Annotated in this window: 29 protein-coding genes; all 29 read left to right on the top strand. The window is 36.1% G+C overall.

Annotation, left to right across the window (positions count from 1 at the left end):
• The 29 genes from rplV (at position 1) to BN3326_RS08745 (ending at position 15,233) form a co-directional block, all read left to right on the top strand.
• Positions 1–387, top strand: coding sequence for a 50S ribosomal protein L22 (rplV, locus tag BN3326_RS08885; protein ID WP_069998839.1), 387 nt, complete (start codon positions 1–3; stop codon positions 385–387).
• 11 nt (positions 388–398) lie between these two features.
• Entirely contained in the window at positions 399–1,058 is a 660-nt protein-coding gene (rpsC, locus tag BN3326_RS08880) for a 30S ribosomal protein S3 (RefSeq protein ID WP_069998838.1), read from the top strand.
• The gene (gene rplP, locus BN3326_RS08875; RefSeq protein WP_069998837.1) at positions 1,058–1,498 is read left to right on the top strand and encodes a 50S ribosomal protein L16; all 441 of its coding nucleotides are present in this window, start codon (positions 1,058–1,060) and stop codon (positions 1,496–1,498) included. Before rpsC ends, rplP begins: the two co-directional genes overlap by 1 nt.
• On the top strand, positions 1,488–1,691 hold the full coding sequence (rpmC, locus tag BN3326_RS08870) for a 50S ribosomal protein L29 (protein WP_069998836.1): 204 nt from the start codon (positions 1,488–1,490) through the stop codon (positions 1,689–1,691). The genes rplP and rpmC overlap by 11 nt, the downstream gene beginning before the upstream one ends.
• A 33-nt stretch (positions 1,692–1,724) precedes the next feature.
• Positions 1,725–1,967 carry a 30S ribosomal protein S17 gene (gene rpsQ, locus BN3326_RS08865; RefSeq protein ID WP_069999381.1) on the top strand — a complete coding sequence of 81 codons (243 nt, stop codon included), beginning with the start codon at positions 1,725–1,727 and terminating at the stop codon, positions 1,965–1,967.
• A 31-nt stretch (positions 1,968–1,998) separates the two neighbouring features.
• Positions 1,999–2,367, top strand: coding sequence for a 50S ribosomal protein L14 (gene rplN / locus BN3326_RS08860; RefSeq protein WP_069998835.1), 369 nt, complete (start codon positions 1,999–2,001; stop codon positions 2,365–2,367).
• A gap of 13 nt (positions 2,368–2,380) precedes the next feature.
• Positions 2,381–2,692, top strand: a complete 312-nt coding sequence (gene rplX, locus BN3326_RS08855; RefSeq protein ID WP_069998834.1) for a 50S ribosomal protein L24 — start codon at positions 2,381–2,383, stop codon at positions 2,690–2,692.
• 23 nt (positions 2,693–2,715) lie between these two features.
• Entirely contained in the window at positions 2,716–3,255 is a 540-nt protein-coding gene (gene rplE / locus BN3326_RS08850; RefSeq protein WP_069998833.1) for a 50S ribosomal protein L5, read from the top strand.
• 14 nt (positions 3,256–3,269) lie between these two features.
• The gene (locus BN3326_RS08845; protein WP_069998832.1) at positions 3,270–3,455 is read left to right on the top strand and encodes a type Z 30S ribosomal protein S14; all 186 of its coding nucleotides are present in this window, start codon (positions 3,270–3,272) and stop codon (positions 3,453–3,455) included.
• Positions 3,456–3,477: 22 nt separating this feature from the next.
• Positions 3,478–3,879, top strand: a complete 402-nt coding sequence (gene rpsH / locus BN3326_RS08840) for a 30S ribosomal protein S8 (RefSeq protein ID WP_069998831.1) — start codon at positions 3,478–3,480, stop codon at positions 3,877–3,879.
• 30 nt (positions 3,880–3,909) lie between these two features.
• Positions 3,910–4,449: a 50S ribosomal protein L6 gene (rplF, locus tag BN3326_RS08835; protein WP_069998830.1), complete on the top strand. Its 540-nt coding sequence runs from the start codon at positions 3,910–3,912 to the stop codon at positions 4,447–4,449.
• Between the two features lie 21 nt (positions 4,450–4,470).
• Complete coding sequence (gene rplR / locus BN3326_RS08830) at positions 4,471–4,839, top strand: 50S ribosomal protein L18 (RefSeq protein ID WP_069998829.1); 369 nt, start codon at positions 4,471–4,473, stop codon at positions 4,837–4,839.
• A gap of 17 nt (positions 4,840–4,856) precedes the next feature.
• Positions 4,857–5,369, top strand: a complete 513-nt coding sequence (rpsE, locus tag BN3326_RS08825) for a 30S ribosomal protein S5 (RefSeq protein WP_069998828.1) — start codon at positions 4,857–4,859, stop codon at positions 5,367–5,369.
• Positions 5,370–5,383: 14 nt separating this feature from the next.
• Complete coding sequence (gene rpmD / locus BN3326_RS08820) at positions 5,384–5,569, top strand: 50S ribosomal protein L30 (protein ID WP_069998827.1); 186 nt, start codon at positions 5,384–5,386, stop codon at positions 5,567–5,569.
• A 34-nt stretch (positions 5,570–5,603) separates the two neighbouring features.
• Positions 5,604–6,047 carry a 50S ribosomal protein L15 gene (gene rplO / locus BN3326_RS08815; RefSeq protein WP_069998826.1) on the top strand — a complete coding sequence of 148 codons (444 nt, stop codon included), beginning with the start codon at positions 5,604–5,606 and terminating at the stop codon, positions 6,045–6,047.
• On the top strand, positions 6,048–7,316 hold the full coding sequence (gene secY / locus BN3326_RS08810) for a preprotein translocase subunit SecY (RefSeq protein WP_069998825.1): 1,269 nt from the start codon (positions 6,048–6,050) through the stop codon (positions 7,314–7,316).
• Between the two features lie 20 nt (positions 7,317–7,336).
• Complete coding sequence (locus BN3326_RS08805) at positions 7,337–7,984, top strand: adenylate kinase (RefSeq protein WP_069998824.1); 648 nt, start codon at positions 7,337–7,339, stop codon at positions 7,982–7,984.
• Between the two features lies 1 nt (position 7,985).
• Positions 7,986–8,744: a type I methionyl aminopeptidase gene (map, locus tag BN3326_RS08800; protein ID WP_069998823.1), complete on the top strand. Its 759-nt coding sequence runs from the start codon at positions 7,986–7,988 to the stop codon at positions 8,742–8,744.
• Positions 8,745–8,756: 12 nt separating this feature from the next.
• Positions 8,757–9,035, top strand: coding sequence for a KOW domain-containing RNA-binding protein (locus BN3326_RS08795; RefSeq protein ID WP_069998822.1), 279 nt, complete (start codon positions 8,757–8,759; stop codon positions 9,033–9,035).
• A gap of 16 nt (positions 9,036–9,051) precedes the next feature.
• Positions 9,052–9,270 carry a translation initiation factor IF-1 gene (infA, locus tag BN3326_RS08790; protein ID WP_013658482.1) on the top strand — a complete coding sequence of 73 codons (219 nt, stop codon included), beginning with the start codon at positions 9,052–9,054 and terminating at the stop codon, positions 9,268–9,270.
• Between the two features lie 27 nt (positions 9,271–9,297).
• The gene (gene rpmJ / locus BN3326_RS08785) at positions 9,298–9,411 is read left to right on the top strand and encodes a 50S ribosomal protein L36 (RefSeq protein WP_013658481.1); all 114 of its coding nucleotides are present in this window, start codon (positions 9,298–9,300) and stop codon (positions 9,409–9,411) included.
• A gap of 159 nt (positions 9,412–9,570) precedes the next feature.
• A complete protein-coding gene (gene rpsM, locus BN3326_RS08780; RefSeq protein ID WP_069998821.1) occupies positions 9,571–9,939 on the top strand; it encodes a 30S ribosomal protein S13 in 369 nt (122 codons plus the stop codon).
• A gap of 23 nt (positions 9,940–9,962) precedes the next feature.
• Positions 9,963–10,370 carry a 30S ribosomal protein S11 gene (rpsK, locus tag BN3326_RS08775; RefSeq protein ID WP_069998820.1) on the top strand — a complete coding sequence of 136 codons (408 nt, stop codon included), beginning with the start codon at positions 9,963–9,965 and terminating at the stop codon, positions 10,368–10,370.
• A 19-nt stretch (positions 10,371–10,389) separates the two neighbouring features.
• Complete coding sequence (rpsD, locus tag BN3326_RS08770; protein WP_069998819.1) at positions 10,390–11,016, top strand: 30S ribosomal protein S4; 627 nt, start codon at positions 10,390–10,392, stop codon at positions 11,014–11,016.
• 51 nt (positions 11,017–11,067) lie between these two features.
• A complete protein-coding gene (locus BN3326_RS08765; protein WP_069998818.1) occupies positions 11,068–12,027 on the top strand; it encodes a DNA-directed RNA polymerase subunit alpha in 960 nt (319 codons plus the stop codon).
• A 24-nt stretch (positions 12,028–12,051) separates the two neighbouring features.
• Positions 12,052–12,579 carry a bL17 family ribosomal protein gene (locus BN3326_RS08760; protein ID WP_069998817.1) on the top strand — a complete coding sequence of 176 codons (528 nt, stop codon included), beginning with the start codon at positions 12,052–12,054 and terminating at the stop codon, positions 12,577–12,579.
• A gap of 164 nt (positions 12,580–12,743) precedes the next feature.
• Positions 12,744–13,598: an energy-coupling factor transporter ATPase gene (locus BN3326_RS08755; protein ID WP_069998816.1), complete on the top strand. Its 855-nt coding sequence runs from the start codon at positions 12,744–12,746 to the stop codon at positions 13,596–13,598.
• A complete protein-coding gene (locus BN3326_RS08750) occupies positions 13,583–14,452 on the top strand; it encodes an energy-coupling factor transporter ATPase (RefSeq protein ID WP_069998815.1) in 870 nt (289 codons plus the stop codon). Before BN3326_RS08755 ends, BN3326_RS08750 begins: the two co-directional genes overlap by 16 nt.
• On the top strand, positions 14,442–15,233 hold the full coding sequence (locus tag BN3326_RS08745; RefSeq protein ID WP_069998814.1) for an energy-coupling factor transporter transmembrane component T family protein: 792 nt from the start codon (positions 14,442–14,444) through the stop codon (positions 15,231–15,233). Before BN3326_RS08750 ends, BN3326_RS08745 begins: the two co-directional genes overlap by 11 nt.
• The last annotated feature ends 405 nt before the right edge of the window (positions 15,234–15,638 follow it).

The following is a 15,638-nucleotide window of genomic DNA, read 5'->3' as shown; positions in this document are numbered from 1 at the left end:
ATGGCAAAAGGACATAGAAGCCAGATCAAAAAAGAGAGAAATGCTCAAAAAGACTCAAGACCAAAAGCAAAAGTAACATTTGTACGTTTATCTAGTACTAAGGCAAATATCGTGCTTAACCAAATCAAAGGAAAAGATGTTAATACTGCACTTGCAATCTTAGCATACACACCAAGATACGGTGCACGTATTATAGAAAAATTAGTAAAATCAGCTGTAGCAAATGCTGAGCATAATAATAGTATGGAGACAGCTAACTTATTTGTTGAAGAAGCCTTTTCTACTAAAGGGCCAACACTTAAAAGAATTCGTCCACGTGCTCAAGGTCGTGCTTATAGAATCGACAAACAAACAAGCCACATTACAGTGGTACTAAATGAAAGATAAGGAGGTTAGGTATGGGCCAAAAAGTCAATCCTCATGGATTAAGAGTAGGTGTTATCAAAGGTTGGGATGCCAGATGGTATGCAGATAAAAAAGACTTTGCTAATAACCTAGTAGAAGATAATAAAATCAGAAAATTCATTAAGAAAAAATTATATTCAGCTGGCATAGACAAAATTGAAATTGAAAGAATGTCTAAACGTGTTAGAATCCACGTTCATACATCTAAACCAGGGATCGTAATTGGTAAGGGTGGATCATCTATTGATGAGCTTCGTAAGCAAGTAGAAAAGCTTACGGCAAACAAAGTTGCAATCAACATTGTTGAAGTAAAGCGTCCAGAAGCATGTGCACAACTCGTTGCTGAAAATATTGCACTTCAACTTGAAAACCGTGTTTCATTCCGTCGTGCGATGAAACAAGCTATGGGTAAATCATTCAAAGCTGGAGCAAAAGGTATTAAAGTTCAATGCTCAGGTCGTTTAGGCGGAGCAGAAATGGCACGTACAGAGCATTATTCAGATGGCACTATTCCACTCCAGACATTAAGAGCGGATATTGAATATGGATTTGCAGAAGCAGATACAACTTACGGTAAGATCGGTGTTAAAGTGTGGATATACAAAGGAGAGGTACTTCCACAAAAAGTTAAAAAGGAAGGGAGCGCTAACTAATGTTAATGCCTAAAAGAGTAAAGCGTCGCAAACAATTCCGTGGACGTATGACAGGTAAAGCTACCCGTGGAAATAAAATTACTTATGGTGATTTTGGTATTGTTGCAATGGAACCAGCATGGGTAAAATCAAACCAAATCGAAGCTGCCCGTATTGCGATGACACGTTATATCAAACGTGGTGGTAAAGTATGGATTAAAATATTCCCAGATAAACCAGTAACAGCTAAACCAGCAGAAACACGTATGGGTTCTGGTAAAGGTTCACCTGAGTATTGGGTAGCAGTAGTTAAACCAGGTAGAGTAATGTTTGAATTATCAGGTGTAGCAGAAGAAACAGCTAGAGAAGCGTTAAGACTTGCAGTTCACAAATTACCTATGAAATGCAAGATAGTATCTCGTGCTGAACAAGAAATGGCAGGTGATGGTAGTGAAGAGTAGAGCATTCTTAGAAGAATTAATAACAAAAACATCTGAAGAGCTAAACGTTGAGTTGGTGAATGCGAAAAAAGAACTTTTTAACTTAAGATTTCAAAATGCTACCAATCAACTCGATAATACAGCAAGAATTAAAGAAGTAAGAAAGAATATCGCACGTATTCAAACTATTATTACACAAAAAGCAACTGTGTAATAGAGAGGAGGCTAAGTCGTGTCAGAAAGAAATATGCGAAAAGTATTAATGGGTAACGTTGTAAGCAATAAAATGGATAAAACGATTACTGTTGCAGTAGTAAACAATGTAAAACATCCTCTTTACGGTAAAATCGTAAAAAGAACTTATAAATTACATGCTCATGATGAAAACAATGAGTGTCAAATCGGCGATAAAGTTAGAGTAATGGAAACAAGACCACTATCTAAGTCAAAACGTTTTAGACTTGTTGAAATTGTAGAAAAAGCAAAATAGTATTAGTAATCTTGAAAGGAGGTCACTTCTCATGATCCAACAAGAAAGTAGATTAAGAGTAGCTGATAATACAGGAGCAAAAGAATTACTTTGCATTCGTGTATTAGGTGGTTCTACCAGAAGATACGGCAGTATTGGTGATGTTATCGTTGCTGCGGTTAAAGATGCAACACCAGGCGGCGTTGTTAAAAAAGGTGACGTTGTTAAAGCTGTTATCGTACGTACTAAAAAAGGTGTAAGAAGAGCTGACGGTTCATACATTAAATTTGATGAAAATGCAGCTGTTATCATAAAAGAAGATAAAAACCCAAGAGGAACACGTATTTTTGGACCAGTAGCAAGAGAGTTAAGAGAAAAGAAATACACAAAAATCTTATCACTTGCTCCAGAAGTTTTATAAGGAGGTGCAAATAGTGAAAACTAAACTTAAAAAAGGCGACAGAGTAATAATCATCGCTGGCAAAGACAAAGGTAAAGAAGGTAATGTTAATTTTATTGACCGCAAAAATGGTCGTGTGGTTGTAGATGGGTGCAACATGATTACTAAGCACCAAAAACCAAATGCAGCTGGTCAAGGCGGATTAATTCAAAGAGAAGCACCTGTACACATTTCTAACGTTATGTATGTGCACAATGGAAAACCAGCCCGTTTAGGCGTACAAATAAACGACGGTAAAAAAGTTCGCGTAGCGATCGTAAACAAAGACCGTTTCGTGATTGACTAATAGGCGAAAGGAGGTAATAGGCTATGAGTAGATTAAAAGAGATATATAATACTGAGATCATGAGTGCCATGACTCAAAAATTTAATTATAAAAATCAATTACAAGTTCCAAAAATCGAAAAAATAGTAATTAACATGGGTGTTGGTGAAGCAAAAGATAATGCGAAAGTATTAGAGAGTGCTGTAAGTGATATGCAAACTGTATCAGGACAAAAACCAGTTATTACTAAAGCTAAAAAATCTGTAGCGGCATTTAAACTTCGTGAAGGGATGCCAATCGGATGTAAAGTAACACTTCGCGGTAAAAAAATGTATGAATTTCTTGATCGTTTAGTAAACTTAGCACTTCCACGTGTACGTGACTTCCGTGGTATCAGCGCTACTGCATTTGATGGTCGTGGTAACTATGCATTAGGTATTAAAGAACAACTTATTTTCCCGGAAATTGAGTACGACAAAATCGATAAAGTTCGTGGTATGGACGTCATTATTGTAACAACAGCTCAAACAGATGAAGAAGCACGTGAGCTCTTGACACAATTTGGAATGCCATTTCAAAAATAAGGAGGGTAAGCAAAGTGGCAAAAACATCTATGAAAGTTAAGCAACAAAAAACCGCTAAATTTTCAACTCAAGAATATACAAGATGTCGTATTTGTGGACGTCCGCATGCATATATAAGAAAATTTGGTATATGTCGTATATGTTTTAGAGAATTAGCATATAAAGGTCAGATTCCAGGCGTTAAAAAAGCAAGCTGGTAATAATGGAAAGGAGGCAAATAAAATGACAATGAGCGATCCTATTGCAGATATGCTTACAAGAATCAGAAATGCAAATGTTGCAAAACATGATATTGTTGAAGTTCCTGCATCAAAAATGAAAAAAGCAATTTCTGAAATTCTTTTAAATGAGGGATATATTAAAGGATACGAAGTTATAGAAGATGGCGTTAAAGGAACTATTCGTGTAACTTTAAAATATGGCAAAGATAAAAATCAAAAAGTAATTTCAGGTTTAAAGAAAATTTCTAAACCAGGTCTTCGTGTATACGCAGACACTGATAACTTACCAAAAGTATTAGGTGGACTTGGAACAGCAATTATTTCAACAAGTAAAGGTGTAATTACTGACAAAGACGCTAGAAAACTTGGCGTAGGCGGAGAAGTTATCGCGTTTATTTGGTAATAAAGATAAAAAGTTTAAGGAGGTGCGACCATGTCACGTATTGGTAAATTACCAATCGAGGTTCCAGCAGGTGTTACTGTTACAAAAGCTGAAGGCAATGTAGTAACAGTTAAAGGGCCAAAAGGAACACTTACAAGAACATTCGATAGTGCAATGAATATTACACTTGAAGATAATCAGGTCTTAGTTACAAGACCAAACGATTTAAAAAGAAACAGATCACTTCATGGATTAACAAGAACACTTGTTTCAAACATGGTTGAAGGTGTGACAAATGGCTTCAATAAAGTGTTAGAAATCAATGGTGTTGGATATAGAGCAGCGAAACAAGGCAAGAAATTAGTTCTTTCATTAGGATACTCTCACCCAGTTGAAATGGAAGATCCAGAAGGAATCACATCAGTAGTTGAAGGTAATAAAATTACTATTTCAGGTATTAACAAAGAACATGTTGGACAATTTGCGGCTGAGATCAGAACTAAACGTCCGCCAGAGCCATACAAAGGCAAAGGTATTAAGTACGTTGATGAAATAATCAGACGTAAAGAAGGTAAAACAGGTAAAAAATAAGAGTAAAGGGGTGAAATAAGAATGATAACTAAAGCATCACGTAGTAAAATTCGTGTAAAAAAGCATATGAAAATGCGTAATAAGCTTCAAGGAACTACTGAGAGACCAAGACTTGCAGTATATAGAAGTGAAAAACACATTTATGCTCAGATTATAGATGATACAAAAGGTAGTACATTAGTATCGGCTTCTACTGTTGAAAAAGAGCTTGCTAAAGCCTTAGAAGCTACATCAAATGTTGATGCAGCAAAAGCTGTTGGCGAAGCAGTTGCAAAAAAAGCCCTTGCTAAAGGTATTAATGAAGTTGTTTTTGACCGTGGAGGATTCTTATACCATGGTAGAGTAAAAGCATTAGCAGATGCAGCTCGCGCTGCTGGATTACAATTCTAGTAAAGGAGGGACATACGGTGGCTAAAAAGCTAAATATTGATCCTAGTACATTAGATCTTCAGGAAAAAGTTGTTACGATTAAACGTGTAACAAAAGTTGTAAAAGGTGGTCGTACTTTCCGTTTCTCTGCTTTAGTAGTAGTTGGAGATGGAAATGGTCACGTTGGCGTTGGACTTGGTAAAGCAATGGAAATTCCAAACGCTATTGAGAAAGCTATTCAAGATGCTAAAAAGAACTTAATTTATATTGAAAGAAATGACGCAGACAGCGTTTATCATGAATTCGTTGGTGAATTTGGAAGTGCAAGAGTACTTCTTAAACCAGCTAAAGAAGGTACAGGAGTTATTGCAGGAGGTCCAGCACGTGCTGTACTTGAACTTGCAGGCGTTCGTAATATTAGAACGAAATCTCTTGGTTCTAACAATAAGAAAAATGTAGTACATGCAACAATTGAAGCACTTGCTTCACTCAAAACACCAGCAGAAGTTGCTAAACTTCGTGGAAAAACAGTAGAAGAGCTTCTAGGATAAGGAGGAATGTTCAAGTGGCTAAAATTAAAGTAACATTAGTAAGATCCACAATCGGGGCAATTCCAAAACATAAAAAAACTGTAGAAGCGCTCGGGTTAAGAAAGATCAATAGTTCAAATATACACGAAGATAATACAGCAATTCGTGGGATGGTAGATCAAGTTAGACATTTAGTAAAAGTAGAAGCAATAAGCGAGTAATAAAAGGCTTAAAGAGAAGGAGGTGCAAGGAAGCATGAATTTAAATGAATTAAGACCAGTAGAAGGTTCAAAAAGAGATTCTTTCCGTGTAGGCCGTGGACATGGTTCAGGAAACGGAAAAACAGCGGGAAGAGGACATAAAGGACAAAATTCTAGAACTGGCGGTGGTGTTAGACCAGGTTTTGAAGGGGGGCAAATGCCTTTATACAGAAGACTTCCAAAACGTGGTTTTACAAACCGTAATAGTTTAGAAATAGTAGGTATTAATGTAGATTTATTAAATCGCTTTGAAGATGGCGCTGTAGTAACAGTTGAAGCTATGATAGAAGCTGGAATCATCAAAAATCCAAGAGATGGGGTTAAAATTCTTGGGAAAGGTGATCTAACAAAGAAATTAACTGTTAAAGCAAATGCATTTAGTGCAGGTGCTAAAGAGAAAATTGAAGCTGTGGGTGGAAAAATAGAAGAGGTGATGTAGGTGGATTTATTCAAAACTCTTAAAAATGCATGGAGAGTGCCAGAACTACGCAAAAAAATTATTTTCACACTTTGGATGTTTCTTATTGTAAGAATAGGTGCACATATTACGGTACCAGGAATTAATACAGATGCAGTTATAGCTATGATGAATCAAAACGCGGGGAATGTTTTGAATCTAATGGATGTTATAACAGGTGGAGCATTTAAAACCATGGCACTTTTCGCTTTTGGAGTAGGGCCATATATTACAGCAAGCATTATTATGCAGCTTTTACAAATTGCAATAACTAAGCTTGAGGAGCTCGCAAAAGAAGGGGAGCAAGGCAGAAAGAAAATTAACAAATATACACGTTATGTAACATTAGCCCTTGCCTTAATTCAATCATCAGCAACAACGCTTACACTTAGCAGACAGCAACCAAGTGTACTTGTAGATAATACAATATGGACATTTGTGGTAGTTGTTATCTCATTTGTAGCAGGTTCAATGCTCGTGATGTGGATAGGGGAACAAATTACGCAAAAAGGCATAGGAAATGGTATATCACTTATTATCTTTATTAATATTATTTCTAGACTTCCACAAAACTTCATCGTATTATTCCAGACACATGGTTATTTAATACCAACAATAATCGTATTATTATTTATACTCGTAATAGGTTTTGTTGTATTAATGGCTCAAGGAGAAAGAAGAATTGCAGTACAGTATGCAAAACGTACTGCTGGACGTAAAGTTTATGGCGGACAATCACAACATATTCCTATTAAAGTCAACTTAGCAGGGGTATTGCCAATTATCTTTGCAATGTCTATTATGAATTTCCCAGAAATTGTTACTAATTTATTTGGGGGAACAACAAATGAAATATGGGGTACAGTACTTAGATTTTTAAGATGGACACATCCAGTAGGAACAGTAATCTATGTAGTACTTATATTTGCATTTGCTTTCTTCTATTCAACTATTGCATTTAATCCAATGGAAATTGCATCTAACATGAAAAAAGGTGGCGGATTTATACCCGGTATAAGACCAGGGAAACCAACATCAGATTATTTATCAGATGTTGCATCTCGTATCACACTACTTGGAGCTATCTTTTTAGCAATACTTGCAGTTATTCCACTCGTATTTGAATATACATTAAACGTGCAAGTAGCGTTTTCAGGAACATCACTTCTCATTATTGTTGGTGTTGCATTAGAAACACTTAAACAAATGGAATCACAGATGTTAATGAGACATTATAAAGGATTTTTATAAGAAGATAGGAGGTTGCCGTAATGAGATTGATATTACTCGGAGCGCCAGGAGCAGGTAAAGGGACTCAAGCAGAAATGCTTACAAAATTATATGATATTCCATGTATCTCGACAGGCAATATTTTTAGAGAACATATCTCTAACAACACAGACTTAGGCAAACAAGCAAAAGCTTATATGGATCAAGGTCAACTCGTACCAGATTCTCTTGTTATAGAACTTGTAAAAAGCAGAATTACACAAGATGACTGTAAAAATGGCATGATTTTTGATGGATTTCCAAGAACCATTCCACAAGCAGAAGCATTAGATGCTATGCTTGCAGACTTAAATATACCAATAGATTACGTTGTTAATGTAGAGGTACCCGATGAACTTATTGTTGATCGTATGGCTGGTAGAACTGTTTGCCCAAGCTGCGGCGCTTCTTATCATAAGATAAGTAAAAAAGAAGACATAGCAGGCATATGTAACGCATGCAGCACAAATCTAGTCCAAAGAGAAGATGATAAAGAAGAAACAGTTAAAAAAAGATTAGAAATCTATCATGCACAAACAGAACCACTTATTGCACACTACAAAGCTCAAGGCAAAGTTCTTGATGTTCATGGAGTAGGTACAGTGGAAGAAGTACGTGCAGCAGTAAAGAAAGCATTAGGAGTGAATTAGGATGCCAATCCCCATTAAATCTGATATGGAAATAAGTTTAATGAAAGAGGCAGCGCATATATTAATAGAGGCTCACGAACTAGTGGGTAAAGCAGTACAAGAAGGTATTACAACCAAAGAGTTAGATGCTATTGCAGAAACGTTTATAACAAGTAAACATGCACTGCCATCTTTTAAAGGTTATTGTGGATACCCAGCATCAGCTTGTATTTCTATTAATGAAGAAGTTGTACACGGGATTCCAGGTAAACGCAAGTTAAAACAAGGTGATTTAGTGAGCGTGGACCTTGGGGTATACTACAAAGGATATCACTCAGATGCTGCAAGATCTTATACTGTCGGAGATGTATCCCCTGAGATATTAAAACTGATAGAAGTTACGAAACAGAGCTTTTTTGAAGGTTTAAAATATGCAAAACCAGGCAATCATCTAGGACAGATATCTGTTGCAATACAAACTTATGTTGAAACTAATGGATTTTCGGTAGTAAGAGATTTAGTTGGGCATGGGATAGGAAGAGAATTGCACGAAGAACCACAAGTTCCAAACTACAAGACACCTGGAAGAGGACCAAAACTTCAAAAAGGTATGGTGCTCGCTATAGAACCTATGGTTAATATGGGTACGTGGCAAGTAAGAGTACTAGAAGATGATTGGACGTTCGTAACAAGAGATGGGATGCCATCTGCACATTATGAAAATACTGTGGTTATTACCAATGATATTCCAGAAATACTTACATTACAAAGCAGTAAGTAATGAGGTGATTAAATGAATAGCGAGTATGAGGTAGGGCAGGTTGTTTTCTCAAAATGCGGACGTGATCAAGGGAAACCATTTATAGTCGTAAGCGTAGAAGAAGAATATGTTTACCTAAGTGACGGAAAATTACGCAAAGTTGATAATCCTAAACTAAAAAAGAAAAAGCATGTTCAAAAAACAAATACAATTATTGAATGGATAAAACAAAAAATAATAGAAGAGAATCGCTTAACAAACAATGATGTTAGGAAAGCTCTAAAAGAGTATATAGGGCAATCTTCTGTGTAATGAGGAGGTTTGTAACTTGGCTAAAGGTGATGTAATAGAAGTAGAAGGAACGGTGATCGAAAAGTTACCAAATGCAATGTTTAAAGTTGAGATTGAAGGAGGACATATTGTTCTTGGTCATATCTCAGGAAAACTACGTATGAATTTCATCAGGGTATTACCTGGTGATAAAGTAACTATTGAACTTTCTCCGTATGATTTAACCAAAGGACGAATTATATGGCGTTCTAAATAAATGGTATAAAAGAAAGGAGAGCAGAAAATGAAAGTACGCCCATCTGTAAAAAAGATATGCGAAAAGTGTAAAATAATCAAAAGAAAAGGTCGTGTTTGCGTTATCTGTGAGAATCCAAAGCACAAACAAAAACAAGGCTAATACGTTTTAGCATAACAAAATATGGTTTATTATAAATCTTGATTTACAAGTAAATATAATATATAATAATATTTTGTGAAGTTGTGACTTAAAGCGGCTGCGGCATAGTCATTTATGCTGTATTAATATATATTTAATCTTTAGGAGGTGCAAACAAGAATGGCACGTATTGCAGGTGTAGATTTACCAAAAAACAAACGTGTAGAAATCGGACTTACTTATGTATATGGTATAGGACGTCCAACTTCTCGCGAGATTCTAGAACAAGCTGGAATAGATTTAGATACACGTGTTAAGGACTTAACTGATGAGCAAGTAGCTAAAATTCGTGAACTTATCGACAAAACTAAAATTGTTGAGGGTGATCTTCGTCGTGAAATCGCCTTAAATATTAAAAGGTTAATGGAAATTGGATGCTATAGAGGTATTCGTCATAGACGCGGACTTCCAGTAAGAGGACAAAAAACAAAAACAAATGCGCGTACACGCAAAGGTCCTAAGAAAACAGTTGCAAATAAAAAGAAATAGTAAATAAAGGAGGTTAAGATCTCATGGCAGTTGCAAAGAAAGCGGCAAAAAAGGGTACAACCAGAAGACGTCGCGATAGAAAACATGTAGAACGAGGAGTAGCACACATTCAGTCTACTTTTAATAATACAATGGTTACATTAACTGATACAAATGGCAATGCTCTTTCATGGGCTAGCGCAGGGGGTCTTGGTTTTAGAGGATCAAGAAAATCAACACCTTATGCAGCACAAATGGCAGCAGAAACAGCTGCAAAAGCAGCAATGGAACACGGTTTAAAATCAGTAGAAGTTATGGTTAAAGGCCCAGGATCCGGCAGAGAAGCAGCTATAAGAGCACTTCAAACAGCAGGTTTAGAAGTAACATTAATTAAAGATGTAACTCCTGTACCACATAATGGATGCCGTCCACCAAAACGTAGAAGAGTGTAATAGGAGGTGTAGATAAAAAATGGCTAGATATATTGGTTCAAAATGTAAACAATGCCGTCGTGAAGGAAAGCAATTATTTCTTAAAGGCGAAAGATGTTTTTCAGCGGCGTGTTCAGTAGAAAAAAGACCTTATGCGCCAGGTCAACACGGTCAAGCTAAGAAAAAATTGTCCGAATATGGCAAGCAATTACGTGAAAAACAAAAAGCAAAAAGAATATATGGTGTTCTTGAAGGTAAATTCAGAACTTATTTTGAAGAAGCAGATCGTAAAAAAGGTATTACAGGTGAAAACTTACTTCGTTACCTTGAACTTCGTTTAGATAATGTGGTATATCGTCTTGGACTTGGACGTTCACGTACAGAGGCTAGACAAGTTGTAAGACATAACTTAATCGTAGTTAATGGTAAAAGAGTTAACATTCCATCTTACCAAGTGCGTATCGGCGATGTTATTGAAGTTAAAGAAGATGCAAAAACATTTGAGCGTTTTAAACTAATCACTGAAGTAACAGCTTCTCGTATTGTACCAGAATGGTTAGAAGGCGACATTGAAAACCTTAGAGGAACAGTGAAAGCGGTACCAGCTAGAGAGCAAATAGATACAGACATCGAAGAAACACTTATCGTTGAGCTTTACTCTAAGTAATAGTTCGTCACCCTCAATATTTTATTTTAAAACCAAAGGAGGGTTTATCCGATGTTAGAATTTGAAAAACCACAAATTGAGATTAAAGAGTTATCCGCAGATGGTAAATATGGGTGCTTCGTAGTTGAGCCATTGGAGAGAGGATACGGGATTACACTTGGCAACAGCCTTCGTAGAATCCTTTCTTCTTCACTTCCAGGTTCTGCTATAAGTAGTATCAAAATAGATGGTGTACTTCATGAATTTAGTTCGATTCCTCAAGTTAAAGAAGATGTTATAGAAATCATACTTAACTTAAAAGGTCTTGCAATTCGTGATACAAGTGTAACTGTTGAACCAAAAATAGTTTATATTGAAGCAACAGGAGAGGGTGCTATTACAGGAGCAGATATTAAATGTGGTCCAGAAATAGAAATTCTTAATCCAGAGCTTCATATTGCTACTTTAAATGGTGGTGCAAACTCAAATTTATGCATTGAAATGACTATTACAAGAGGTCGTGGATATGAAGGTGTTGATAAACTTAAAAAAACAGAGCTTCCAATAGGCGTTATTCCAATCGATGCGAATTTTACTCCTGTTGAGCGTGTGAATTTTACAGTTGAAGATACCCGTGTAGGTCAGCAAACAGATTATGATAAGTTAACTTTAGAAGTTTGGACTAATGGGACTTTAAAACCAGATGAGGCTGTGAGTCTTGCTGCGAAAGTTTTAAGTGAACATTTAAATCTATTCATTGACTTATCAGAAAACGCTCGTACAACAGAAATAATGGTTACAAAAGAAGATGATTCTAAAGAAAAAACTTTAGAAATGACTATAGAAGAACTTGACCTTTCTGTAAGATCATTCAACTGTCTAAAACGTGCGGGAATTAACACAGTTGAAGACTTAACGAACAAAACAGAAGAAGAAATGATGAAAGTTCGTAATTTAGGACGCAAATCATTAGAAGAGGTATTCCAAAAACTTGAAGAACTTGGTTTTGCACTAAGACCAAGTGAAGATTGATGGCAAACAAAAAGGAGGTAGAGCATGGCTGGACAAAGAAAGCTTGGACGTGACGCTGCTGGACGTATGGCACTTTTACGTAACCAAGTTACAAATCTCTTATACCATGGAAAAATTAGAACAACTGTATCTAAAGCAAAAGAAATCCGTAAAATAGCGGAAGGCTTAATTGCAATGGCTGTTCGTGAAAAAGATAATTATGAAGAGGTTACTATTACAGCAAAACAACCTAAAAAAGACGTTAATGGTAAACGTGTTAAAGAAGTTGTAGATGGTAAAAAAGTAACTGTATTTGAAGAGATCGAAAAAACAATCAAAAAAGATAGTGCTTCTCGTTTACATGCAAGAAGACAAATGTTAAAGGTGTTATACCCTGTAACAGAAGTTGATACTGCTAAAAGAAGACAAGCTAAAAAAGTTGATTTACCAGATAAATTATTTAGCCAAATCGCACCAAAATATGCAGACCGTAATGGTGGTTACACAAGAATCATCAAAATCGGACCTCGTAAAGGTGATGGAGCAGAAGAAGTAATTATTGAATTAGTATAACATTCAGGGATTAAGAACTGTTCTTAATCCCTTTTCTTCATAAATTAATAGTTACTAGGGTAGGTTTTTAAGCCTGTAGCAATTTTATGTGTAGATATAAATCTTTAATTAAAGATAGAACATATTGAAAATTTATATATACATATAACAAAGGAGTGTCACTTATGGATTCGATCATCAATGCTGACAATATCTTATTTGAATATTATAATTATGACGAAGATGGCATAAAAAAAGATGCCATTACAGCACTTAACCATGTAAGTGTTTCAATTAATAAGGGTGAATTTTTAGTTATTCTTGGACATAATGGTTCTGGAAAATCAACTTTTGCAAAGCATCTTAATGGGATTTTAACGCCTAAAGAGGGTACCTTATTTATCAGTGGCATAGATGCCACTGATCCTAAAAATATTTGGGATGTAAGAAGAGAAGTTGGCATGGTTTTTCAGAATCCTGATAATCAGATTGTAGCGACTATTGTTGAAGAAGATGTGGCTTTTGGACCTGAAAATATAGGAATCGCACCAGATGAAATTAGAATGAGAGTAGATAATGCACTAGATACAGTAGGGATGAGTGAATATAAAAGAAGATCTCCAAATCAACTATCAGGTGGTCAAAAGCAGCGTATTGCGATTGCAGGTGTTATCGCCATGAAGCCTGCGTGTATTGTATTTGATGAATCAACAGCAATGCTTGACCCAATTGGCAGGAAGCAAGTTATGCAGACAATGAATAAGCTTAATAAGGAGTATGGTATTACCATTGTTCATATCACGCATTATATGCAGGAGGCAATACTTGCAGATCGCATTATTGTAATGGAAAAAGGTGAGATAGTATTAGAGGGATCTCCAAGGGACGTATTTCAGCAAGTAGAAGTACTAAAAGAAATAGGACTTGATGTGCCAGATACAACGTATCTTATTTATTTACTTAATAAGGAAGGTTTTTCTTTTAAGCCGGATTTATTAACACTTGAAGAGGTGGTGAACGCAATATGGCAATCAAGATAAACCATCTTACCCATATCTATAACCCTAATACGCCGTTTCAAAAGGTGGCGTTAGAAGATATTAATATAGAAATACAAGACGGAGATTTTTTAGGCATTATAGGTCACACTGGATCTGGTAAGAGTACCCTTATTCAGATGTTTAATGGGCTCATAAAGCCAAGCACGGGGCAAGTACTTATTAAGGGACAAGATATTCATGCAGATGGGGTAGATAAAAGAAAGATAAGACAACAAGTAGGTCTTGTTTTTCAATATCCGGAGTATCAGCTCTTCGAAATGACTGTATATGAAGATGTTGCATTTGGTCCCAAAAATCTAGGCTTATCTAAAGAACAAATAGATGAACGCATACGTTATGCACTAACTGCAGTAGGTCTTGATGAGCAATATTATGATAAATCCCCATTTGAGCTTTCTGGAGGGCAAAAGAGAAGAGTGGCAATTGCAGGAGTACTTGCTATGAAGCCGCATATACTTATTTTAGATGAACCAACAGCAGGTCTCGATCCTAAAGGCAGAACTGCGTTGTTTAACCAACTCAAACAAATGCACGAAGACCTTAACCTAACTATTGTACTTATATCACACAGTATGGAAGATATGGCGAAATATGCGCAAAAACTTATTGTACTCTATCAAGGTAAAATAGCTTATCAAGGAAGTACCAGAGAAGTGTTTAAAGAAGGTAAAAAACTTGAGGAAATAGGACTTGCTATGCCGCAGGTTCGTTATATATTAGAGGCACTTAAAAATAAAGGTATGGCAATAGACACAGATGTTTTAACTGTAGAAGAAGCTGCAAAGATTATTAAGGATTATTTAAGAATAGCTGGAGGTACTTATGATTCGTGATATAACAATAGGACAATATTATCCTGTTTCTTCTTCTATTCATAAATTAGATCCAAGAACTAAAATACTTGTTACATTTATATATATCATCAGTCTGTTTTTTATTAAATATTTTGTGGGTTATGCTTTTATAGCGGCAGCACTCTATTTAGCCATAAAAGTAAGCCGTGTTCCTTTGCAGTTTATGTTAAAAGGACTTAGGGGAATTGCTTTTATACTTTTATTTACTGTAGCCCTTAATATATTTTTTACGCCAGGAGGCAGGGTGCTTGTGAGCTGGCACTTTATAAGTATTACAGAGCAGGGGCTTAAAACGGCACTTATGATGGGAACGAGATTAATACTTTTGATAGTAGGATCATCGCTTCTTACTTTAACAACTTCGCCTATAGAACTTACAGACGGGATAGAATCCCTTCTTAATCCATTTAGAAAAATAGGTGTTCCAGCCCATGAGATCGCAATGATGATGAGTATTTCGCTTAGATTTATCCCTATTTTATTAGAAGAAACAGATAAGATTATGAAAGCCCAAATGGCAAGAGGGGCAGATTTTGAAACCGGAAATATTGTAAAACGTGCTAAAGCTATGATACCTATTATGGTGCCGCTTTTTATATCAGCCTTTAGACGAGCAGAAGAACTCGCTATGGCTATGGAAGCTAGATGTTATCGTGGCGGTGAGGGACGGACGAGGATGAATAGTCTGCAATACAGGAGAAGGGATGTCTATGCATTTGTAATAGGGATCGTGTTTATGATAGGGTGTATAGCGTTGTAAAAAGATAGAGGTGTTGCAAGAAGTCCGCTCAGCAGTCAGGGGATATTTTTTGCCTCTCCCGCCTACCCACTGCCAAACCCGAGTCGAGTCAAAAAACATCCCCTGACTACTTTGCTATTCATCTTAAACTTAAAGTTATTAAAGAATATTATTAATTTTTGGAAGAAAAATCGAGATAGAAGTTAAGGCTTTAAGAACTATTGACTTTAGTAGTGGCAGACTGTCTTAAAATTAATTAAAGCCTAGATAACGCAGAGTCTAGCAGAGGGAGATTTTAGGGTTTGGAAGTTGCCTCTGGAGTATTTCGTGAAGAAAATCTTAGCAGTTTATTCAAATGGTTCTTAGGGAGACTGTTTGAGCGCAGCGAGTTTCGACCGTTCATTTGAAGAAAGTGCTTAGATTTTT

It is taken from the genome of Cellulosilyticum sp. I15G10I2 (assembly GCF_900095725.1).
Classification (GTDB): Bacteria; Bacillota; Clostridia; order Lachnospirales; family Cellulosilyticaceae; genus FMMP01.
This window is presented reverse-complemented; position numbering and strand designations above follow the sequence as displayed.